Genomic DNA, 19,212 nt, shown 5'->3' with positions numbered 1-19,212 from the left:
TGTTAAAAGTCAAATTTAAATCTTCCACGGATCCCCCACTTGGCTACCTCCGGATGGTCGTAATACGACAAGCGCTTTACGAGATCAAATCGCAGCAACTTGAAGATATTTGCTATACCAATGCTGGCCTCCATATAGGGCTCTTTCTGCAACGAGTATGTAGTAGTTACCCCATCAGCATTTGTAGGGAACAGGAACTGCGCCGTATTATACTGCGGGTTGTTCTCGTTGCGTATACTCCCATAAAGTATCTTGAAAGTCATCACTTCGCGCCATTTCAGTTTTTTGAACAACGGAATTTTGTTAAAAATAAATCCATTGAAATAATGGTCGAAGTTCACGCTTACATATTTATCGCTGACAAACTCGAGGAAGTTCATCAGGTTGTATGATTGCAACTGATACGAATAGGTCTGGTTCGCGCGGTGTATGGCGAGCAACGGAAACGGCACTTTTCCAAATATATAGCCGCCTTCCGCTACAATGTCGGTATAGCCGAACTGCGAGAGGTATACACGCTTGTATATATTCAGCGCCACGTTCTGGTAATTATACTGGCTGCCGAATAATCCTTTTACACCACCAATAGCACGCAACGTAAATATAGGATAGCGGTTGGGAATTGGTATGCGGTATAATTTGCCCTGGTAAAACTGTTCGTTCGGAGCCCAACGAAGCTCCAAAGAAAGCTCTGTAGTGGTTACATCGGGTATAACGCGTGTTGTTTCATTATCCTGTACATTGTAGTGCAGACCACCAGCCGGTGTTTGCTTCCAGTTCTTGAATCCCAATTTATAGGAAAAATGGCTGTCAAATTCATTCAGGTACTCAACATTCCAGATATCATTATACAACCACTTGTCATTTATACCGCGCTTGAACGACAGCAAGAAGTTATCCTCCTGTATAAACTGCAGTTCCTGGCCGGGAATCTTCATGTCGTGCTGATAGCTCACACGTAGTGATTTCACCGGGAACTGCCAAATCGATCTTCCGGTAAAGGAGTACGTAGCGCCCAGGTAATACTTCCATCGCTTGTCTTTAAAACCGTAGGCTCCATAGGTCTCGAAATATAGTTTCTCACTCAGCTTGGTGGTAGTTCGCCCACCTACACGTAACCTGAATCCTTCCACCGGGTTAAAGCTATAAAAGGTGTTAACAGGACCCAGTTCCCACCAGCGGAAGCTCTTGTATCCGGCCAGCAAAAGCGTAGCTATATCCATGGTACGCCTGAACGATGGCATTTTCTGGAGGCTGTCTATATTCTGGTATACTTTGGATTCGGCGTGCGACAATGAATCGTGCCGGTGGTGCGACCAATACTCTTCATTGGCATTCTGATCGGGCGACAATACAGTTGCCGCGCCCTCTTCAGCCTCATAAAAACTATCGGAGCGCGGTTGATTGATGGTAAAGTTCTTATACGATACCGTTCGCTCGCCATATATACCGCCCCGGTCTTTCGATATACCAAAATCGGCGCGCATGCGGCTTTTTACAACATGGTATTTGTTATCGTCACCTTTCTCAAAGTCTTGCTGAATGTAGAGTTCACGTACCCAGTTAAGGTTAATGTTTTTATTCACCGTCATGTCTACTTTCTGAACGGCGTAGTTACTATCCAGTGTAACGTATATTTTTCCCTGGAACATAAAGCCACCGGCATCACGGGGCACAAATACCAGCTCTGCCAGCTTGGGCGTTACATCTTTAATAGTGTCGGTAATGTAGAACTTGTAGAAAGTTGGCGCCAGGTCTGCAATAGGGCTCAGAAACTGGTTGGTAAGAATGGTAATGTTGTTGTTATAAATGTCGATGTCGTTATACAGGTAATTCAGATACGTGCTCAATCCCTGGTTATCGACATAGTCATCAAAGCTTACCTTTTGATGTGCTTTTCGAATGGTGCGCTTTTTCTCCGGTGACTTTCTGTAATATTCATCCGAGAGTGTTTCCTGCAAATAAATAGGTAGCAGCACTTTTCCCTCTATAGAAGTAGAATCAACATTCTCGAACAACCATTTATACTTTTTGAAAAGCTTACGTTGCTTAAACTTATCGGATACGTTGCTGAGCGACATTTGCAGCTTTTCATATTGTTCATATTCCAGGTAATCGTAGCTGCTCATGCGGTTCTGTCGCTTGTGGTCGATCATCTCGCGCACCAGATCGACAGCGGGGTTATTTTTATTGCGATAGCGTTCCTTTTTGTTATCGCCTGTTACTTCTATTTCTTTGAGCACTGTGGCTTCCGGCTCGAGGCGCACGTTCAGTACATTCTCTTCTCCTGCTTTTATATTTCGGGTAATTGTTTTATAGCCAATAAAGGAGAACTGCACCTGCGTGTAGGCTTCGGTGGTGTGTATCTTGTAAGTTCCGTTCACATCGGATACAGTACCCACTGTAGTACCGGCAAAGATCACGTTCACGAACGGAATGGGATCTTTCGTTTCCTTATCGGTTACGGTACCCGTTACAGTGGTTTGTGTCTGCGCATATAGACCTATCGTTGCGCATGGTAAAAGCAAGCACAGGATCAACCATCTCCTTCTTTCTACCAACAATTTTATCGTGTCCTGAACTAAGCTCATTTGAATACAAAATATTTCTGCATAGGATATGTGTATGCAATGCTGGTCATTACGGAAGCCGTCACTTTTGATACGAGGTAATTCACGTGCAGGTAATCTGTAAAGACAAAAACCAAAAAGGTAATCAGAAACACATATCCGATCCATACCAGAGCATACCGGATGATCTGGAACAGGATTGCTTTCTCTGAATTAAATACCCATCCCCGTCCGACTGAAAAATGCGTTACTGCTCCCACTACATTGCCGCTTACACTGGATACAGTATACGGCAGGGCCACAACCTCTACACAGAAGATCATGACTACGGTATCTGCCAGCCAGGCAAAGAATGATGCGCCTTGCGCTTTTATAAAAGTTTGCATACGTGCTATAGCATGTATCGTACGAAGATCTGCATAACGATGTTTGCGTAGATGCCGGCCGCCAAATCATCCAGCATAACCCCCCATCCTCCGGGTACTGCCTCCAGCCTCCGGATATACAACGGTTTGAGGATATCGAATGCACGAAAAAGTATAAATGCAACTGCTATTGTTACCCAGGTAAGAGGTATAAAGAGCACGCTAATGCACATCCCCGCTACCTCATCGATCACAACGCGGCTGCTGTCTTTTCCCCACTCACCCTCTACACCGCTGGCTGACCACACACCTATATCTGTGATGATCAAGGATAATAACAGCATCACGCCATTATCAATTCCCGCAGGCATCAGTAATAAGGCACCGCAGCAAGCAGCGGCTGCTACGGTGCCTCCACCTTTCAGGTGGCCGATGCCAAAACAGGAAGCGATAATTTTGTGAACTCTGCTCACAAAGCCTCTACCAGTTCCTGATAATAGTCAAGCCCCAGGTGCGTGATCAAGTCTTCACCCATCATGTGGCGTAACGTATTCTGCAGTTTGATCAATTGTTTAAAGATGTCGTGCTCCGGACGCAGCTCTGGTGCGGTTTGTGGCGACTTGAAGTAGAATGACAGCCATTCCTGTATACCACTCATATCGGCACGCTTCGCAAGGTCCATGAACAATGCCAGGTCAAGTACAATCGGTGCAGCCAGAATTGAATCGCGGCACAGGAAGTTGATCTTGATCTGCATCGGGTACCCCAGCCATCCAAAGATGTCGATGTTATCCCAGCTCTCCTTGTTATCGCCGTGCGGAGGATAGTAGTTGATTCTGATCTTATGGTATATATCTCCATACAGTTCGGGGCTCTGCTCAGGGCGCAGGATATCTTCGAGAACGCCGAGTTTGGAAACTTCTTTTGTCTTGAAGTTATCCGGATCATCCAATACAAGTCCGTCACGGTTACCAAGGATATTGGTAGAGAACCATCCGCGAATACCAAGTGAACGTGCATGCAGACCTGGAGCCAGTATAGTCTTCATCAGGGTTTGTCCTGTTTTGAAATCTTTACCTCCTACCGGCACGTTGTTCTCTTTTGCAAGCTCAACCAGTGCAGGTATATCGCAGGTAAGGTTGGGTGCACCGTTTGCATATGGAACGCCTTTCTTAATGGCAGCATACGCATAGATCATACTGGGTGAAATCAGCGGATCGTTGTTACGCAATCCATCTTCAAATGCATAGATTGACTGGTGTACAGATGCTTCCTCTATATATTTTTCTGTCGATCCGCACCATACCATCACGAGACGGTCGCAGTCATTCTTAGCTTGGAAATCTTCGATGTCTTTCATCACTGCCAATGCGAGGTCGTATTTGGTAGCAGCTTCCTTGATGTTCTTTCCATCGAGATTTTTGATGTATGATTTATCGAAGACAGCTTTCATCGGCTTGATGCGCTCCAGCTCAGGTTTGATCGCCTGCAACAAACCAGGCTCCAATACTTTTGCGTTTACGGCAGCTTCGTATACGTTGTCTTCATATACATCCCATCCTCCGAAAACAATGTCATGAAGATCGGCCAGCGGCACGAAATCCTTTATCTTGGGATAACGATTTTCAGTTCTCTTTCCCAGGCGTATATTACCGGTTTGGGTAAGCGAGCCTACAGGCTGTGCAAGACCTTTTTTAACGGCTTCAACACCTGCTATCATGGTAGTGGCTACGGCTCCAAGACCTGGAATGAGCACACCTAGTTTGCCATTGGCATCTGCAATTTGCTTTTTCATAATCGTCTTTATAAAATTTTAGTATCGCTTAAGTAAATGACTGTTATTACAGCCATTTGTTTTCTTTATACCACTGTAAAGTTTCCGCCATACCATTTTCCAATGTATAGCGGGGACTAAATCCAATGTCGTTTTTGAGCTGGTCAATATTGCATGACCAGTCAGTTGCTGTCAATTCACTTAGCTTTTCGCGATTTAAAATCGGTGAGTTGCCACTAATGGCTCCTATGCCTTCCTGGAATAGGGCAATGGCTTTAACCACAGTCAGGGGTAGGTGAATGCGGAATGTATTCTTATTCAGTATCTTCTTCACAATAGCTGCCAGTGCATAACGATCATATCCGTGGCCATCGGCAACAAAATACGATCGGTTGTTTACCGGGCTCGTCAAAGCCTGCACGGTAACGGCAGCCAGATCTTTCACATAGATAAAGCTCAACGTCTGGGGTATACGCCCAATGTATGGTTCAAATCCCTTGTTAATGGAATTGATCATGATAAATATGTCCTTCTCACGCGGACCATATACAGCCGTTGGGCGCAATGTAATGAGCGGAAGCTCTGTTAACGCCGCGAGGTATGATTCTGCCACCAGCTTGCTTTTACCATAGCTTGTAAGCGGTGTTGCTTCATCTTTTTCGTTAACAGGCAAGCCTGTGCGGGATGGCCCCCATGCAGCAAGGCTGCTTATAAACACAAACTTTTTGAGCGGTATATTGGCTTCGCCTGCTGCTAATGCCAGGTTACGTGTATAGTCTGCATTTACCTTTACATATTCAGCAAAGTTGGACGCTTTAATCGTTCCCGCTGCATGAATGATATAGTCGTACTGCTTCTCCTGTAATTCCGCTTTTAACAATGGTATACTGGAGAAGTCGAGTGTAGTAAATTGAATGGGCAGATTTTTGAGATGGTCGATCTTGCTGGACGAACGCACCGCGGCAAATACTTCAAGGCCTTGTTGCAGGGCTGCTTCTATAAGATGGTAGCCTACAAAACCACTGGCTCCTGTTATCAGTACACGTCCGCTCATATAGCCTTTTCAAAAATCCGATAGCGTTTATAAGGCACGCCATTGATCTGCTGAATGGCTTTATTCATCAGGTCGTTATGTTCCAGTATCCACGATGCTTCCGCATATTCGAAATTCTTCTTTCGATATGCATTGATAATGGAAGCATAAAAACAGGCTTCAATACCTGCCTTGCGATACTCTTCTATAACGCCTAATGTAATGATGCGTATACCATTTACTTTCTTGAGACCAAATAACAGTTTAAATAATCCAAGTGGTAACAGTCTTCCGCGTTTGATCTTGATCAACACCTGGTTGATGTCGGGAATAGCCAACGCAAAGCCGATGAACTTTCCATCCTTCTCTGCTACCAGGCAGAAATCGGTATCGAGGATCATCTTCATATCTTTGGCCAGGTAATCAAATTCGCTTTTGGTCATCGGCACAAAGCCCAGGTTTCTATCCCATGCAGAATTATATACCTCGCGAATTTTCGCAGCCTCTTCGTTGAAGTTCTTTTTATTAACCGGCCTGATGGTAATGCCTCTGTTCCTGAGGCGCTCCGTTAATGCGTGCTGTAGATTTACCACCCGATCGTTATATCCTGACTTTCCAAAATGATACGCCAGTATATCTACTTTCTTCTGAAAATTAAGATTATCGAGCAGTGTGCTATAGTACGCCTTGTTATAGGGCATCATCGCCACCGGCGGAGAATCATGACCGGTTATCAATACGCCGCAGGTTTCATTAGTCGAGAAGTTGGTAGGACCAACTATACTAACAGCACCTTTTTGCTTTAACCAGGCAGTTGCTTCCTTAAATAACATGGATGCTACTTCGGCATCGTTGATACAATCAAAGAAGCCAAAAAAGCCATCGTTAACGTTATTGAAAGTGTTGTGATTTTTATTGAGTATTGCTGCAATGCGCCCTACTATTTTATCGCCATCGTAAGCGAGAAATAGCTGAACATCTGAATGTTCGTGAAAAGGATGTTTACCTGGTGTGAGCAGGTCGCGCTGAGCAATGAATAATTCCGGAACATAGTTCGGATCGTCCGCATAAAGGTCGTGCTGAAAATCAATAAAAGCCCCTATGTCCTTTTTGCTGCTGGCAGGAACAACACGTCTCATTTAATCGGCTCTTTAATATTGACAATACCCACGCGCTTGAAGACTTTCGAGATCTTCTCTATAGCTTCTTCAATCTGACTGAAGGTGTGAGTTGCCATAAGCGAAAAACGCAGCAGCGATGAATCCGGAGGAACGGCCGGTGAAACCACCGGGTTCACAAATACACCTTCCTGCTGAAGCATGCTTGTTACCAGGAATGTTTTATTGTTATCCCGAACATAGATCGGAATGATAGGACTTTCTGTTGGACCGATGTCAAGACCTTCTTCGCGAAGCAGGTGCATGGCGTAATCGGTGTTCTTCCACAGGTTATCGATGTGGTGCGGCTCTGTCTCGATCAGGTCGAGTGCTGCCAGTACACTGGCTGCCGAAGAAGGCGTCATGCTGGCGCTGAAGATAAGTGAGCGTGCATGATGTTTCAGATATTCAATGGTATCGGCATCGCCAGCCACAAAGCCGCCGAGAGACGCCAGTGATTTGCTGAAGGTACCCGTGATAATATCTACTTTTTCTGTAAGGTCGAAGTGCGAAGCGGTACCGGCACCTTTGTGACCTATTACGCCCAGGCTATGCGCGTCATCCACTACAACGCTGGCTCCAAATTGATCGGCAAGGGCCACGATATCAGCCAATCTGGCGATGTCGCCTTCCATACTGAAGATACCGTCCACTACAATAATCTTGATCGATTCTTCCGGAAGAATGCTAAGCTTCTTCTGAAGATCGGCCATATCGTTGTGTGCATACTTTACTACGCGGGAGAACGACAGGCGTGTACCATCGATAATGGAAGCATGATCGTATTCATCCAGGATCAGATAATCGTTGCGTCCGGTAAGAGACGACATAACTCCCAGGTTTACCTGGAAGCCGGTGCTGAATATGAGTGCGTCTTCTTTGCCGGTAAAGGCCGCGATTCTGCGCTCTAATTCAATATGTATATCTAATGTACCGTTGAGAAAGCGTGAGCCTGCACAACCGGTTCCGTATTCCTGAATTGCTTTTTGAGCAGCTTCTTTAATATAAGGATGGTTCGTCAGACCAAGATACGAGTTTGAACCAAACATCAGCACGCGTTTTCCTTCAATGATTACCTCCGTACTTTGTGCAGATTCGATTGGTCTGAAGTAAGGATATATACCATTTGCCCTTGCTTCATGCGCTGTGGTGTAGTTAGCGACTTTTTTCTGTAGTGGTTTACTCATGGTTTGACGATGTTATACGAATCTGTTTCGAAGCTTCCGTTGATAGTCGTGCCTCCGTGAAATTTATTGTAGATAATTTTCGAACGATTTCGTTTTTGGGTCTAAAAGTAGCAGAAGTTTATTTACGTTGGTTTAATGCAAGGGTAAAAATTTTTTAACATGCCTAAGCAAACGCGTGGAATGGGCTCGAAGTTCCACATTCTTTTAACAAAAACCCTTAATACTGGCTTAAAAGAGTAAAAATTCAAGCCCTTAACTTTCCGTTTATACCCAACAAATACCTTGAATGGGTGTATTTCCAACGTATGCATAATGATCGTGACTGTATTTAGCCTGGGCTTCAAAAAAGTGAACCAATATTTTAAACGTTCAAACATAAATTTCAAACTTGCTTGTTGGCGTGCTTAAGACATGCAAAGTATGCTTTACCCCTATGCCTTATTTTTCCGGTATTACCATAATACTTGCCTTTACACACTGATGTAAAATCCGTGGCCTTTACAGGCTCATGCTACAGGTAGCAGCAAAAATACTCTGCCGCCAGGTTATTACTTCATTACATTTAGCCATAAGCGATGCACCGCAAGGCCTCGTGTGTTTCGTAAAATCAAAGTCCTGCAAAACGCACTCCAACCCTTGAAGCAGCGTATGGAAGCGCATATGGGGGATAACTACAGGTCTTGTTTGTTTTTAATATACCCTATTGTTGCGAGTTATGCAAATAACACGAATAAACCATCTAATCTGACCGCTATATCCGTAAACGGCTATCGGCGATATATCAATAAACGAACACCGGCACATGTTGTTATCTGCCAGTATACTATATATTTCCGGTATCTATAGCAAAGCATCATAATGGACAATCTTTGGAAAGATTCTCCGCCATGCAGTAAATATTCTCCGGCAAATTGACCAGCGGGTTGTTTTCAGATATATTTCACACCTACGCGCAGTGCCTTTAGTCTGCTCACGCCTTGCACCTCTTCCAGTTCCAGAAACTCCAGGCTATCGTCAAGCAAACCTTGTTGCTGAAGTTCACCGATGTATTCGATGTATTCCTGCGCTTCGAGAGTGTTTAAATATACCAACGCAATTTTGCCTGGTTGTGTGAGGCGCTCGCCCGTATCGCGGATCAATACTTTGTCGATGCGTTTTTTGATCATTTCATAGCGGATGTTATAAGCACCCTCTACATCGAACCTTCGCTCATCATTACGGAATGTAATGTCAATCCGGTGTGCATGTGCAAAGATGAGTTGCGTTGTTTGCAAAGGTCGCGGCATGGCGGGCGTCAACTGTTGGGTAAGACGTGCCACTTCTGCCATGGATTGCAGCTGCCACTTGCGCAGACGCTTCAGGTATGCTATATCAAATACTTTATCGTGCCCGATAGACTGCCCGATGTATATATCATACTCAATGCCATCGGTGCGAAATTTTTCAAAGTAAAACGGGTATACAGCCTGCAATTCTTTTTGCGCATTATCGAAATAATGATTGAGCTTTTTATTGATATACTGTAGTGATGTTTCCAGCTCACGCCTGTTTTTAAAGGCATCACCTTCCTGCTCATTCAATGCATCAAAATAAGCATCGATCAGCGGACGGGCCGAAGGCACTTCACGATGTGCATGACGGAGGTATGGATTCACTTCCTGCTCCAGAAAATGATTCAATGTGATTTCGTCCTTCGTAGTCATATAACTTTCGATTTGTGCAAACCACTGCTCACATTCAAACGCCAATGCCTGGGTAGCGGGCAGGTTGCCGCTGTTTTTTAGTTTACGCAGCGTTTCGGTGAGTAATGTTAGCTGAAACCTGATATCTTCCTGGATAGCACGATTACGCTCGATCGTAGAGTTACGAATATCGACCGCACCATATAAAGGATATATATTATCGAAGCGAATCGTCTCGATCTCTGCACTCTTCACATCATTGCCATGTTCCTGCAAATGTTTCCAGGCTGCTTCGTTAAACTTCCACTGCACGGCAGGTTGAAGTGGTGTGAACTTATCGCGAATAATATTGTTAATCGTGGACTGAAATGCCTCGCGACTATATTTGAGCAGCTGTGCAATGAGCGGAACAGCATCCTGCACTTTTGAAAATAATCGCTCATCGAACAAAACATCTTTACGCGAGAATATCTCTAACACACCTGTAAGTTCGTGGTGATAATATACAGGCAACAGCGCGAATGAAGTTAGCCCCGCAACCTTCAACATGGGAACAATACGTTCTGTTGATGATGCCTCTGATTGAATCTTGTTGAGCACGATCACGCGCGGATTTTTCTGATAGGCACTCACCAGGGCATTGAATACTTCTCCTTCTATACCTGATTTCTGCGCCGCCAGTATTAACACACTTTGAATGCTCTCTTCCTTATTAACAAACACAGCTTTACCATTCACGCCTACCATTGGTACCAGCCGGAACTCAATGTGCTCATGCCCGGCCATGGTCTTTAAAGCCTGCCCGATGATGCGATACTTTTCATTACTGTATAGATGATTGGCTATAACCTCGCGAATCTTGTCGAGTGCATAAGGCTGTGTAATGTCGCGCAGGGTGACAATTGAGAAGCCTTCTACTTCGAAATTTTCCAACGGGAGCATTTGCTGCAGCATGCAAACCATCGCTTCGGTACCATCACCATCGTGAAGGTATGGCGACAGGGTATCAAACTTTAATTCCGGCAATGTGCTCTTTACACGTATATCTATAAATTGTGTATCCACCTGCACCTGGTAAAACTTCAACAGGTTTGTAGTAGTATCTTTATGTTCAAAGATCAATTCTTTGCGTGCACTCGTAGCGATGCCATAGAAACGTTCGAGTATAAGGCGGTAAATAAACTGCACTTCCTGCCGACCGCAAGATTTGTTACCATTTATAGGCTGTTGGTGTATCATGGTATTTTTATCGGCTAAAAACTGTGAAAGCCGGCTGGTACTGAAAATGAGCGATCCGGGTATTGGTGTACTCAGGCCCCAGAAAAATTCTTTTTCATCAGTAGCCAGGGGTGTCAATACAAAGTATACTATCTCCAACAACTCGCGGTAGCGTGCTATATCATCGGGCGATATAGGTAAATTCCAGGCTTGCTCTTTCTCAAAGCGTTCAATAACAAAGCGATAGTACTCCGACTTTACGGTGCGTTCAGTCTTCAGGCGCTCTTTCAAATAACGAAGAAATGGCTTGAAAGATAACGGAGCATCTATAGAGGCTGGTACAGAATCTTCATGGATCTTTTGTAAAGTAGCTTGCATAGTAAACATCATCTCATCCATCCATAACCATTACCGGGTGATGTTTAATTCCATTCAACTAAAATAAATTGTAATGCAAGGCGATGGAGTGAGTTGGGTGAGTTTCCGAGCGAGATTCAAACGTATGTGGAAACCCAGGAAAATTCAAAAAAGCTCCACAGAAATCACAGAAGAATTAACCATGTATTTATCTGTGTATTTCTGTGGGAAAATTTCTTAGGATTTCAAATCCAACAAGGAACATCGATCAACGAATGTTGAACTTAGATGCACGCTGCCGGCCTATGTATACTCCACCCGTAGCTAGCAGCCCGAAGACTGCGGCCTATTCATACTTCAGTTTCTCCATCGGATTGGCCTGTACTACTTTTAATGATTTCAATATTACTACCAACACAGCAATGATGAGCACGAGCAAGCCAGGCAGCACGAACATCCACCACGACAGCGCCACATGGTTTCTGAAATTATTCAGCCAGTTGTTCACAGTATAGTAGGCAGCGGGCACAGCCAGTATAAAAGAGAGTGCTATCAGCTGTACATATTCTTTCGAGAACATTACCAGTATATTCCGAATCGTTGCTCCCAGTACTTTGCGTATGGCTACTTCTTTACTTTTCCGGTTTACAACAAAGGCAATGAGACCATACAAGCCGAGGCAGCCGATGAGTAAAAAGACCATTGCAAACAACTGGAAGAGCCGGGCATACTTTTCTTCCTGCTCATAGTATGCCTTTACATTCTCGTCAAAGAATCTATACTCATAGATGTGCTCGGGGAAAGATTCTTTCCATATCCGCTCCAGTTTTGCCATCGCCTGCTTCAGTGATTCAGTATTCTGACTGGCCTGAAGCTTTACACTATAATTTCCGTATGACTTTGGATTGGGTGTTATCACTATATCGCCTTTATCAGCTTTCAATGACTGATTGTAATAGTCATTTACTACACCTACAATGGATACTTTCTCCCCCACCATCATTACCTCTTCACCCACGGCTTCTTCCGGTGTTGCAAAACCAAGGTGCTCGGCAAGTTGTTTGGTAACCAGTATACCCCGGTGCGCATCCTGTTCATTCAGATTTCTTCCGGCCAGCAGTTTGATACCAAATACATTCAGATAAGAAGAATCAGCCGCCTGGTATTCGAAGATAACGTTCTTCTCTTTTACATTGCCACCGCGCCATATATCGCGTGCCGAGTTTCTGCGGTTTACTCCTGAAGGCAATGTATAGCTGAAGGAAACATTCGATACGAAGGATTCTGCACGAAGACGATCTTCTATAGTCTGCCGGATAAGTGAATCGCGCTCGGGCAGCGGAAATACCACGATAGCTTCCTGGTTGAAACCCATATCGCGGTTTTGAAAGAACTTCATCTGGCTAACGATGATAAATGCACTTACTACCAGCACTTGTGTAGCGGTAAATTGCACCACTACCAACACCTTGCGGAAACTGAAGCCTCCTACCGTCTCCGTTGCAAATTTACTTTTGAGTGCATTTACGGTGTTGATTCTTGAAACCACCAGCGAAGGATACAGCCCTGCAAAAAATGTTACTGTAACAATGATCAGTCCCAATGCCCCGAGTATAAATGGATCGGTAAAATTATACTGCTGCAAATGCAGGTTTAGTAATGACTGCAAATTCCAAAGCAAGATCTCCGATAATGCGAGGGCTACAACACCGGCTGCCAATACAACTACAAATGTTTCCGTAAGAAGCTGCGATATTAGGCCTCCCCGATGGCTGCCCAGTACCTTGCGCAAACCTATCTCTTTTGAACGCATGGCTGATTGCGCGGTGGCCAGGTTTATATAGTTGATACATGAAGTAAGCAACAGGAACAACGCCACGAGCGACATGGCCAATATCATTTGCTTGCTGATGGTTCGGCCTTTGTAGTTGCCGAACTGTGCCTGAAAGTGTACATCCGCCAGCCGCTGCAACAGATAGTGTCGCGACCGATGCAGCTCTCCCGGTGTATGCCGCTCGTGTACACGCGCTATCTGCGCTTCAGCTTCCTCCTGGGTCATGTTGTCGGGCAGCTCAACAAACGTGTAGTGATCATCGCTCACACTGTTCCAGTCATCCATGGCACGCTTGTTTATCACTTTTACGGTTGAATAGGAGAGCAACACTGTAAACGGGAAATCAGTGTTGTCAGGAAAATCCGAAATCACACCGGTAACTTTGCAATCCGCATCTTTCTCAAAGCGCAACGTGCGTCCGACTATATTTTCATCATCACCAAAGTATTTCTTCGCTATCGATTCAGTCAGCACAACCGAGAATGGTTCTACCAATGCTTTCTCGGGGTTTCCCTGCAACCACCGCAACGGCTTATCACCAAAGTCGAACATTTTAAAGAATGAAGGTTCTACCATTGCCAAACCGTTCATTTCTTTGTAACGCGTTACTATATTTCCATTGGCATCGGGCACTTCCATCAACGCACCACCGAAATATTCCATGGCCGATATATTGCGGAAGGATGTTATCTCATCTTTCATCGCCCACGGCACCGGATATGATATACCTGTACGAAACTCCGACATATCTTTACCGCCTACCCGCACCATACGGTATATATTATCATGGTTGGTGTGAAAACTGTCAAAGCTTAGTTCATACCGTATAAATGTGAGTATAGTAAGAGCCGAAGCGATGCCTATAGTAAGGCCAATAATGTTGATGAATGTATTGCTTTTGTAAGCAAGCAGGCTGCGGTGTGCCATCGTGAAGTAACTACGAAGCATGATGATATTGTTTTGGGTGACAGAATTTCGTTTCCAGAAAAAACGCCTGAGCAGAAAACCCAGAGCATTCCATATATACTTTCTCCTGGCTGCGGCTATATCTTTCGCAGCAAGATCGCTAAGGTATAATTCATACAAATCGCCCTGTATCTCTTCCGCCAAATGCAGCGGAGCGAGGCGCTCGATCAACGAGTCGATCCATGCCGGGGGTTTGGGGATAGGCGTCATGCAGGGGAAGCTTTTGTGATCAAATCCCAGATTGTGTTTCGGGTATCGCGGAGTTCTTCGAGCGAATGGCGCCCATACGCAGTGATCGTAAACAATCGCTTCTTTCTCCCTCCACGCTCTTCAGATGCACCGCCCAACCGCGACTTTACAAATCCCTTCTCTTCCAGGCGATGCAACACAGCATGTACTGCGCTGATGCTGATCTCACGGTTTGCCTGCTTCTTTAATTCTTCTGCGATTGATACACCATAAGCCTCCTTGTTTAACAAGGCTACCAGTAGCAAAACAAGTTCCTCAAGCTCTCCCAGGTAAATGCGTGATGCCATTCATTTTTTCAATTTCAACTTTTGTAGAACAAATGGCTTGCCAACATACAAATACGTGAATTGAAAAGAATTTCGCAGCTATACTGTACACTTGTTGTACAGATGTGACCGATTCCGCACGATCGCGACCGTCTTGCCGCACTGCAGCACAGTTATTCTCTATGCGTATAGATTGAATAGCCAATACCACACTCAATAAAATCAGAAATGAAAGAATCATATATACGGAGGCCTGCACGCAGAAATATACTCTTGCTAACATCATAACGCAGTGCTATTCTGCCGTACCATATACCTTTATCACCGGTCTTCTTCAGGTTTATACCGGCTTGTGTAATAAACGTCCAGCGATGTACGAGGTATTCGTGCGAGATGTGTACACCAGGCCAGAATAAAAGCCGCGCGGGGACATCGCCCTTGTAGCGTTCTTCAAATTGTTCCTTTAGCGAACCATCGTAAAACCAGTCAAAGCCAATACCATATTTACCCGTGTATCCATAATGCCGGGCAGCGTCCAGGCTCATCGATGCGGCCCAGAAATATATATCGGGATGATCCATATCGCGGAAGGTGGTTACAATGCCACCGCTACCCACAACATAAAATTCATACATCGGTTTATAGGGATCGATCGTATAGGTAATTTGCTCAAATATTCGCGGCAAATCTTTCCGCTTGCGTGGGCCTATCTTATACCGGGCAGATGCCTGCAAACCGTATAGATTCAAACCGCGGTTAGGAGATCGTGTTCGCCCATTCGAGAAGTGGTCGATCGATGGGCCGGCAATAAGATCAAAGCGATCTGTGATGCGTAATTCATATTGCAGCGAAAAACCGATCATAACATTGATGGATGAGCCGATAGCTTTTTGTTCCGGATTGGCATACGTGTTATATGCCTTCCAGTTATAGGACAGACCAATTGAGAAATCGTAATGCAATGACGACCGCTTTGTCTGAAGGAACGGTTCATTGAAGAATAGATACGTTGTAAACGGATTGCCTACTATATTTTTAACAGGGCAGAACCAGAATTTACTGATGCCCACTCCATACATTGGGTAATGATGAAGCTGTTGCCACTTCTTGCGGCCATATCCAAAAAAGCCATAGCGAAGGTCGACAGATTGTATGGGATTCTCTTCGATATACCGCAGGCCAGGTGTCTTTGTATCGGTAAGTCTGGATAGCTGGTAACGAAGTTGCACAAAGCTATAGCGAGGCAACGAATCTCCCGAGTGCCGGTCGGCAGCATTGAAGAACCAGTTCTGTGCTGCTGCTACAGAAACCTGCAGGAACAAAAGTATACCGAAAACAATACCACGCATTTCCGCACAAATATAGGTTTGAAAAGTAGTTATACCAGTAAAATACTATCTGTATTGCTTATTCTAAACCTATTTCTTAGAATGTAGAAAAGATTACTCCTGCTTTAATGTATCAACCGGATGGAAGGGAGTAACGCGTATCATTTGTGAGGCCACGACTACCCACACGATGAGCATGACGACTTCCGGGAATTGATCATCGTTTAGCGGCATACGTTGTTACAACAACTCCGCAGGGATAAGCCTTCGAATCGATCAGGGAGAGCATGTGTATAGTCGGAATTGTATTGAATACAGACAATCCCTGTCCGACCAAAGCCGGATTAATAACCAGGTGAAACTCATCTACCAGGTTGGCCTGTACCAGAGCTGAAGCAAACGATGCTCCACCGTATGCAATAATATTACGTCCCGTCTGCGCTTTCAGATTATTGATCTCATAAGTAAGATCACCTTTTGCAAGAACGGTATTCTCCCACACCGATTGCTTTAATGTATTTGTAAAAACAACTTTGTGCGCTGCAGTTATACTTGCCGCAAAACGGGCCTGGTCATTATTTGCTTCTGCTACTGACTTCCAATGACGAATAAAACCTTCTTCAGCCATTTTACGGCTTAGCACTACACAATCGACCGATGCTGACAAGTCGATGTGATACTGCTGTAAAGCTTTATCCCAGCCCCACACTTCGCCCCAGTTCCACAACATCCATCCTGATCGCCCGTTGTTGTCAGCTATAAATCCGTCTACTGACATCTGTATCTGTAAAACAAGTTTTCTCATATCACTATCTTTAGTTTAAAGTATATACTAAAGGTAGGGACATTATCGATTTGCCCGGAAGGGTGACTCTGACATTTTACGATGCTGATTGCGACATAAAAGGTATTCTCCAACAGCCGGAACAGAATTGCCCGACGTCTATACTTGTGCTTCCTTATTATACCGGTTCCTGTATTCCAGCGGTGACATGCCGGTTATTTTCCGGAATACTTCACGAAAGGCTTTTACGTCCGAATAGCCAACATCATACATCACTTCATGAATAGTTCTGCGGCTGTTTTCAAATGATTTCTTGGCGGATTCGATCTTTACTCGCTGCAAATATTCAACCGGTGTGTTGCCCGTGGCCTTGATGAATCGCCTGTCAAAATTACGTCTGCCTACGGCAAACCTCGACGAAAGATGTTCCACTGATATTTTTTCTTGCAGATTACTTTCAATATAGGCTTGTGCCTTCTTTACCATTTCATCGCCATGCGACTTCTGTCCTGTAAAGATGGCAAAGGAAGACTGGCTGTTTCTATCCATCTCGATCTGAAATACTTTAGAACAGAAAATGGCTGTTTGCCGGTCATAATGTTTTTCTACGAGATAAATCATCAGATTCAGAAACGAGTATGCGCCTCCATTGGTATATATACCTTTTTCATCGGTAATCAATCGATCGGCCTGAAGATCTACTTGCGGAAACATCGTTCGGAACGTATTCACTGCAGACCAGTGGGTTGAGCAGCATCTGCCATCGAGCAAACCTGATGAGGCGAGCATAAATGCACCGGTACATATACTGGCCACTTCAGCACCATTTTTATACTGCTTTTCGATCCAGTGTATAAGTGGTTTATTCTTCTTTACAGCCTGTTGATAATTGTGATTAAGGGAAGGGATAATAATAAGGTTGGTTTTTGCTATAGCAGCAATGTTTGTATGAGGCTTTACAGTGAACAAGCCATCATAGAAATCTACCTTCTTTGAAATACCGGCTAGTTCGATCCTGAACAACTCTTTTCTACCGGTATCCTTCCAGTACGCATTGGCCCTGGAAAATATTTTATACGCCCCCACAATACTGCTGAGATTATTCTCACCCTTCGGAACAAGTATGGTAAGATGTTTCATGATCTTTTTTGAAACAAAGATCGAAATTCATGATGTCCAAATCAACCCGTCATAAAGTCCATTTTACACCCCGGCAAAATGCAATACTGGCCATACATTTGAATCCGGAACAACAACAATCAATATATGAATACACAAAATTTCACTGCAACGCTGCTGGTAGATCAAACACCGCAAGAAGTATTCAGGGCCATTAACAATGTTAGCGCATGGTGGGCAAGCGAGCTGCAAGGCAACTCACAAACACTACACGATGAATTTGAAACACGCTTCGGAGATATACATTACTCCAGGCAAAAGCTGGTTGAGATCGTACCCGATAAAAAGGTTGTCTGGCTTGTTACAGATAGTGCATTAAATTTCCTCAAAGACAAAAGCGAGTGGACAGGAACAAAAATAAGCTTCGATATATCACGGCAGGGCAATAAAACACAACTTCGTTTTACACACGAAGGCTTAATACCGGAAGTAGAATGTTTCGAGGCATGCTCATCTGCATGGGGGCAATATTTACAGTATAGCTTATTTCGACTGATCACTGATGGAAAAGGTAAACCCGGATTTCCTCCGGAAAACTGAACATTTATTCCTGGTATACAATACACAACAACCTATATATGACAACGAATACAGTATTAACAACACAGGAAGTTGCTGAACGATTCCATGTATTAGCTCAGCAGGAAAAATGGTTTGAGATTCAGGATGAGCTCTTCGCTGATAATGTGCGGAGTATTGAACCGACAGGCTCTCCTTATTTCAGCTATGCAGAAGGTAAAGCACTCGTTCGTAAAAAGGGCGAAGATTGGGTAAAGCGTATTGAGGCCGCGCACAGCCGCCATACCACCGCACCCCTTGTAACCAATAATCATTTTGCAGTAGGAAGAGAAGTCGATATCACCGTACAAGGATTTGGAAGAATCCAGATCAGCGAATTAATGCTCTACGAAGTGAAGGACGGAATGATTGTATCGGAGCAATTCTTTTATTAATAGAATTCAATACCGCAAGCTTCTATATATTCCGTTATATATAGGCTTGCGGTATAGATGCGCGTTAACCAATGATTTTCTTCAGATTGTTAAAGCTCGTGGTGATGCTTTGCACTGCATCGGCAGGCATGTCGTGCTCGACGAAGTAATGTTGAAGCCCGGCTGTCTTGGCATTTTCGAAAATGCGTTTAAAGTCTACAATGCCTGTGCCTACCGGTTGTGGGCCTGTAAAATCCTTATCGATATCTTTTACGTGCCACAGCGGATAGCGGCCGGGATGCTTCTTGAATAATGCTACCGGATCAACACC

General features: G+C 44.4%; 16 protein-coding genes. 2 read left to right on the top strand and 14 right to left on the bottom strand.

The genetic code is table 11. From position 1 onward, the window contains the following. Positions 1-2: 2 nt before the first annotated feature. The 13 genes from V7Q33_RS05560 to V7Q33_RS05500 all read right to left on the bottom strand — a co-directional run bounded on the left by V7Q33_RS05560 (position 3) and on the right by V7Q33_RS05500 (position 17,910). A complete protein-coding gene (locus V7Q33_RS05560) occupies positions 3-2,591 on the bottom strand; it encodes a DUF5686 and carboxypeptidase-like regulatory domain-containing protein (RefSeq protein WP_333819158.1) in 2,589 nt (862 codons plus the stop codon). After that, positions 2,588-2,956: a GtrA family protein gene (locus V7Q33_RS05555; protein ID WP_331980621.1), complete on the bottom strand. Its 369-nt coding sequence runs from the start codon at positions 2,954-2,956 to the stop codon at positions 2,588-2,590. Before V7Q33_RS05555 ends, V7Q33_RS05560 begins: the two co-directional genes overlap by 4 nt. A gap of 5 nt (positions 2,957-2,961) precedes the next feature. Further along, positions 2,962-3,408, bottom strand: a complete 447-nt coding sequence (locus V7Q33_RS05550; RefSeq protein WP_331980619.1) for a phosphatidylglycerophosphatase A family protein — start codon at positions 3,406-3,408, stop codon at positions 2,962-2,964. Further along, positions 3,405-4,730 (bottom strand): inositol-3-phosphate synthase, encoded by a 1,326-nt coding sequence (locus tag V7Q33_RS05545; RefSeq protein ID WP_331980617.1) that lies wholly within the window; start codon positions 4,728-4,730, stop codon positions 3,405-3,407. The genes V7Q33_RS05550 and V7Q33_RS05545 overlap by 4 nt, the downstream gene beginning before the upstream one ends. Before the next feature lie 46 nt (positions 4,731-4,776). Continuing rightward, a complete protein-coding gene (locus V7Q33_RS05540; protein WP_331980615.1) occupies positions 4,777-5,763 on the bottom strand; it encodes an NAD-dependent epimerase/dehydratase family protein in 987 nt (328 codons plus the stop codon). Continuing rightward, the gene (locus tag V7Q33_RS05535) at positions 5,760-6,881 is read right to left on the bottom strand and encodes a hypothetical protein (protein ID WP_331980613.1); all 1,122 of its coding nucleotides are present in this window, start codon (positions 6,879-6,881) and stop codon (positions 5,760-5,762) included. The genes V7Q33_RS05540 and V7Q33_RS05535 overlap by 4 nt, the downstream gene beginning before the upstream one ends. Next, a complete protein-coding gene (spt, locus tag V7Q33_RS05530) occupies positions 6,878-8,086 on the bottom strand; it encodes a serine palmitoyltransferase (protein WP_331980611.1) in 1,209 nt (402 codons plus the stop codon). Before spt ends, V7Q33_RS05535 begins: the two co-directional genes overlap by 4 nt. 929 nt (positions 8,087-9,015) lie before the next feature. Continuing rightward, complete coding sequence (locus V7Q33_RS05525; RefSeq protein ID WP_333819157.1) at positions 9,016-11,364, bottom strand: GAF domain-containing protein; 2,349 nt, start codon at positions 11,362-11,364, stop codon at positions 9,016-9,018. A 325-nt stretch (positions 11,365-11,689) separates the two neighbouring features. After that, entirely contained in the window at positions 11,690-14,353 is a 2,664-nt protein-coding gene (locus V7Q33_RS05520) for an ABC transporter permease (protein ID WP_333819156.1), read from the bottom strand. Then, on the bottom strand, positions 14,350-14,679 hold the full coding sequence (locus V7Q33_RS05515; protein WP_333819155.1) for a PadR family transcriptional regulator: 330 nt from the start codon (positions 14,677-14,679) through the stop codon (positions 14,350-14,352). The genes V7Q33_RS05520 and V7Q33_RS05515 overlap by 4 nt, the downstream gene beginning before the upstream one ends. A gap of 152 nt (positions 14,680-14,831) precedes the next feature. Next, a complete protein-coding gene (locus V7Q33_RS05510; protein ID WP_333819154.1) occupies positions 14,832-16,007 on the bottom strand; it encodes an acyloxyacyl hydrolase in 1,176 nt (391 codons plus the stop codon). Positions 16,008-16,203: 196 nt separating this feature from the next. Continuing rightward, complete coding sequence (locus V7Q33_RS05505; protein WP_333819153.1) at positions 16,204-16,791, bottom strand: dihydrofolate reductase family protein; 588 nt, start codon at positions 16,789-16,791, stop codon at positions 16,204-16,206. A 138-nt stretch (positions 16,792-16,929) separates the two neighbouring features. Beyond that, positions 16,930-17,910, bottom strand: a complete 981-nt coding sequence (locus V7Q33_RS05500; RefSeq protein ID WP_333819152.1) for a GlxA family transcriptional regulator — start codon at positions 17,908-17,910, stop codon at positions 16,930-16,932. Positions 17,911-18,036: 126 nt separating this feature from the next. Between V7Q33_RS05500 and V7Q33_RS05495 the strand changes: the two genes are divergently transcribed. Together V7Q33_RS05495 and V7Q33_RS05490 are read left to right on the top strand one after the other, a co-directional pair. Beyond that, positions 18,037-18,489, top strand: coding sequence for an SRPBCC family protein (locus V7Q33_RS05495; protein WP_331980597.1), 453 nt, complete (start codon positions 18,037-18,039; stop codon positions 18,487-18,489). 38 nt (positions 18,490-18,527) lie between these two features. Then, positions 18,528-18,902, top strand: coding sequence for a SnoaL-like domain-containing protein (locus V7Q33_RS05490; RefSeq protein WP_333819151.1), 375 nt, complete (start codon positions 18,528-18,530; stop codon positions 18,900-18,902). Positions 18,903-18,966: 64 nt separating this feature from the next. On the opposite strand, the gene V7Q33_RS05485 is transcribed toward V7Q33_RS05490, so the two are convergent. After that, positions 18,967-19,212, bottom strand: a 246-nt coding sequence (locus V7Q33_RS05485; protein ID WP_442945906.1) for a sugar phosphate isomerase/epimerase family protein, incomplete at its 5' end; no start/stop codon positions are given.

Origin of the sequence: Ohtaekwangia sp. (genome assembly GCF_036786105.1) — a bacterium.
Lineage (GTDB): Bacteria > Bacteroidota > Bacteroidia > Cytophagales > Cyclobacteriaceae > Ohtaekwangia.
The sequence above is the reverse complement of the archived record's forward strand: the minus strand, read 5'-3'. Positions and strand labels throughout refer to the sequence as shown.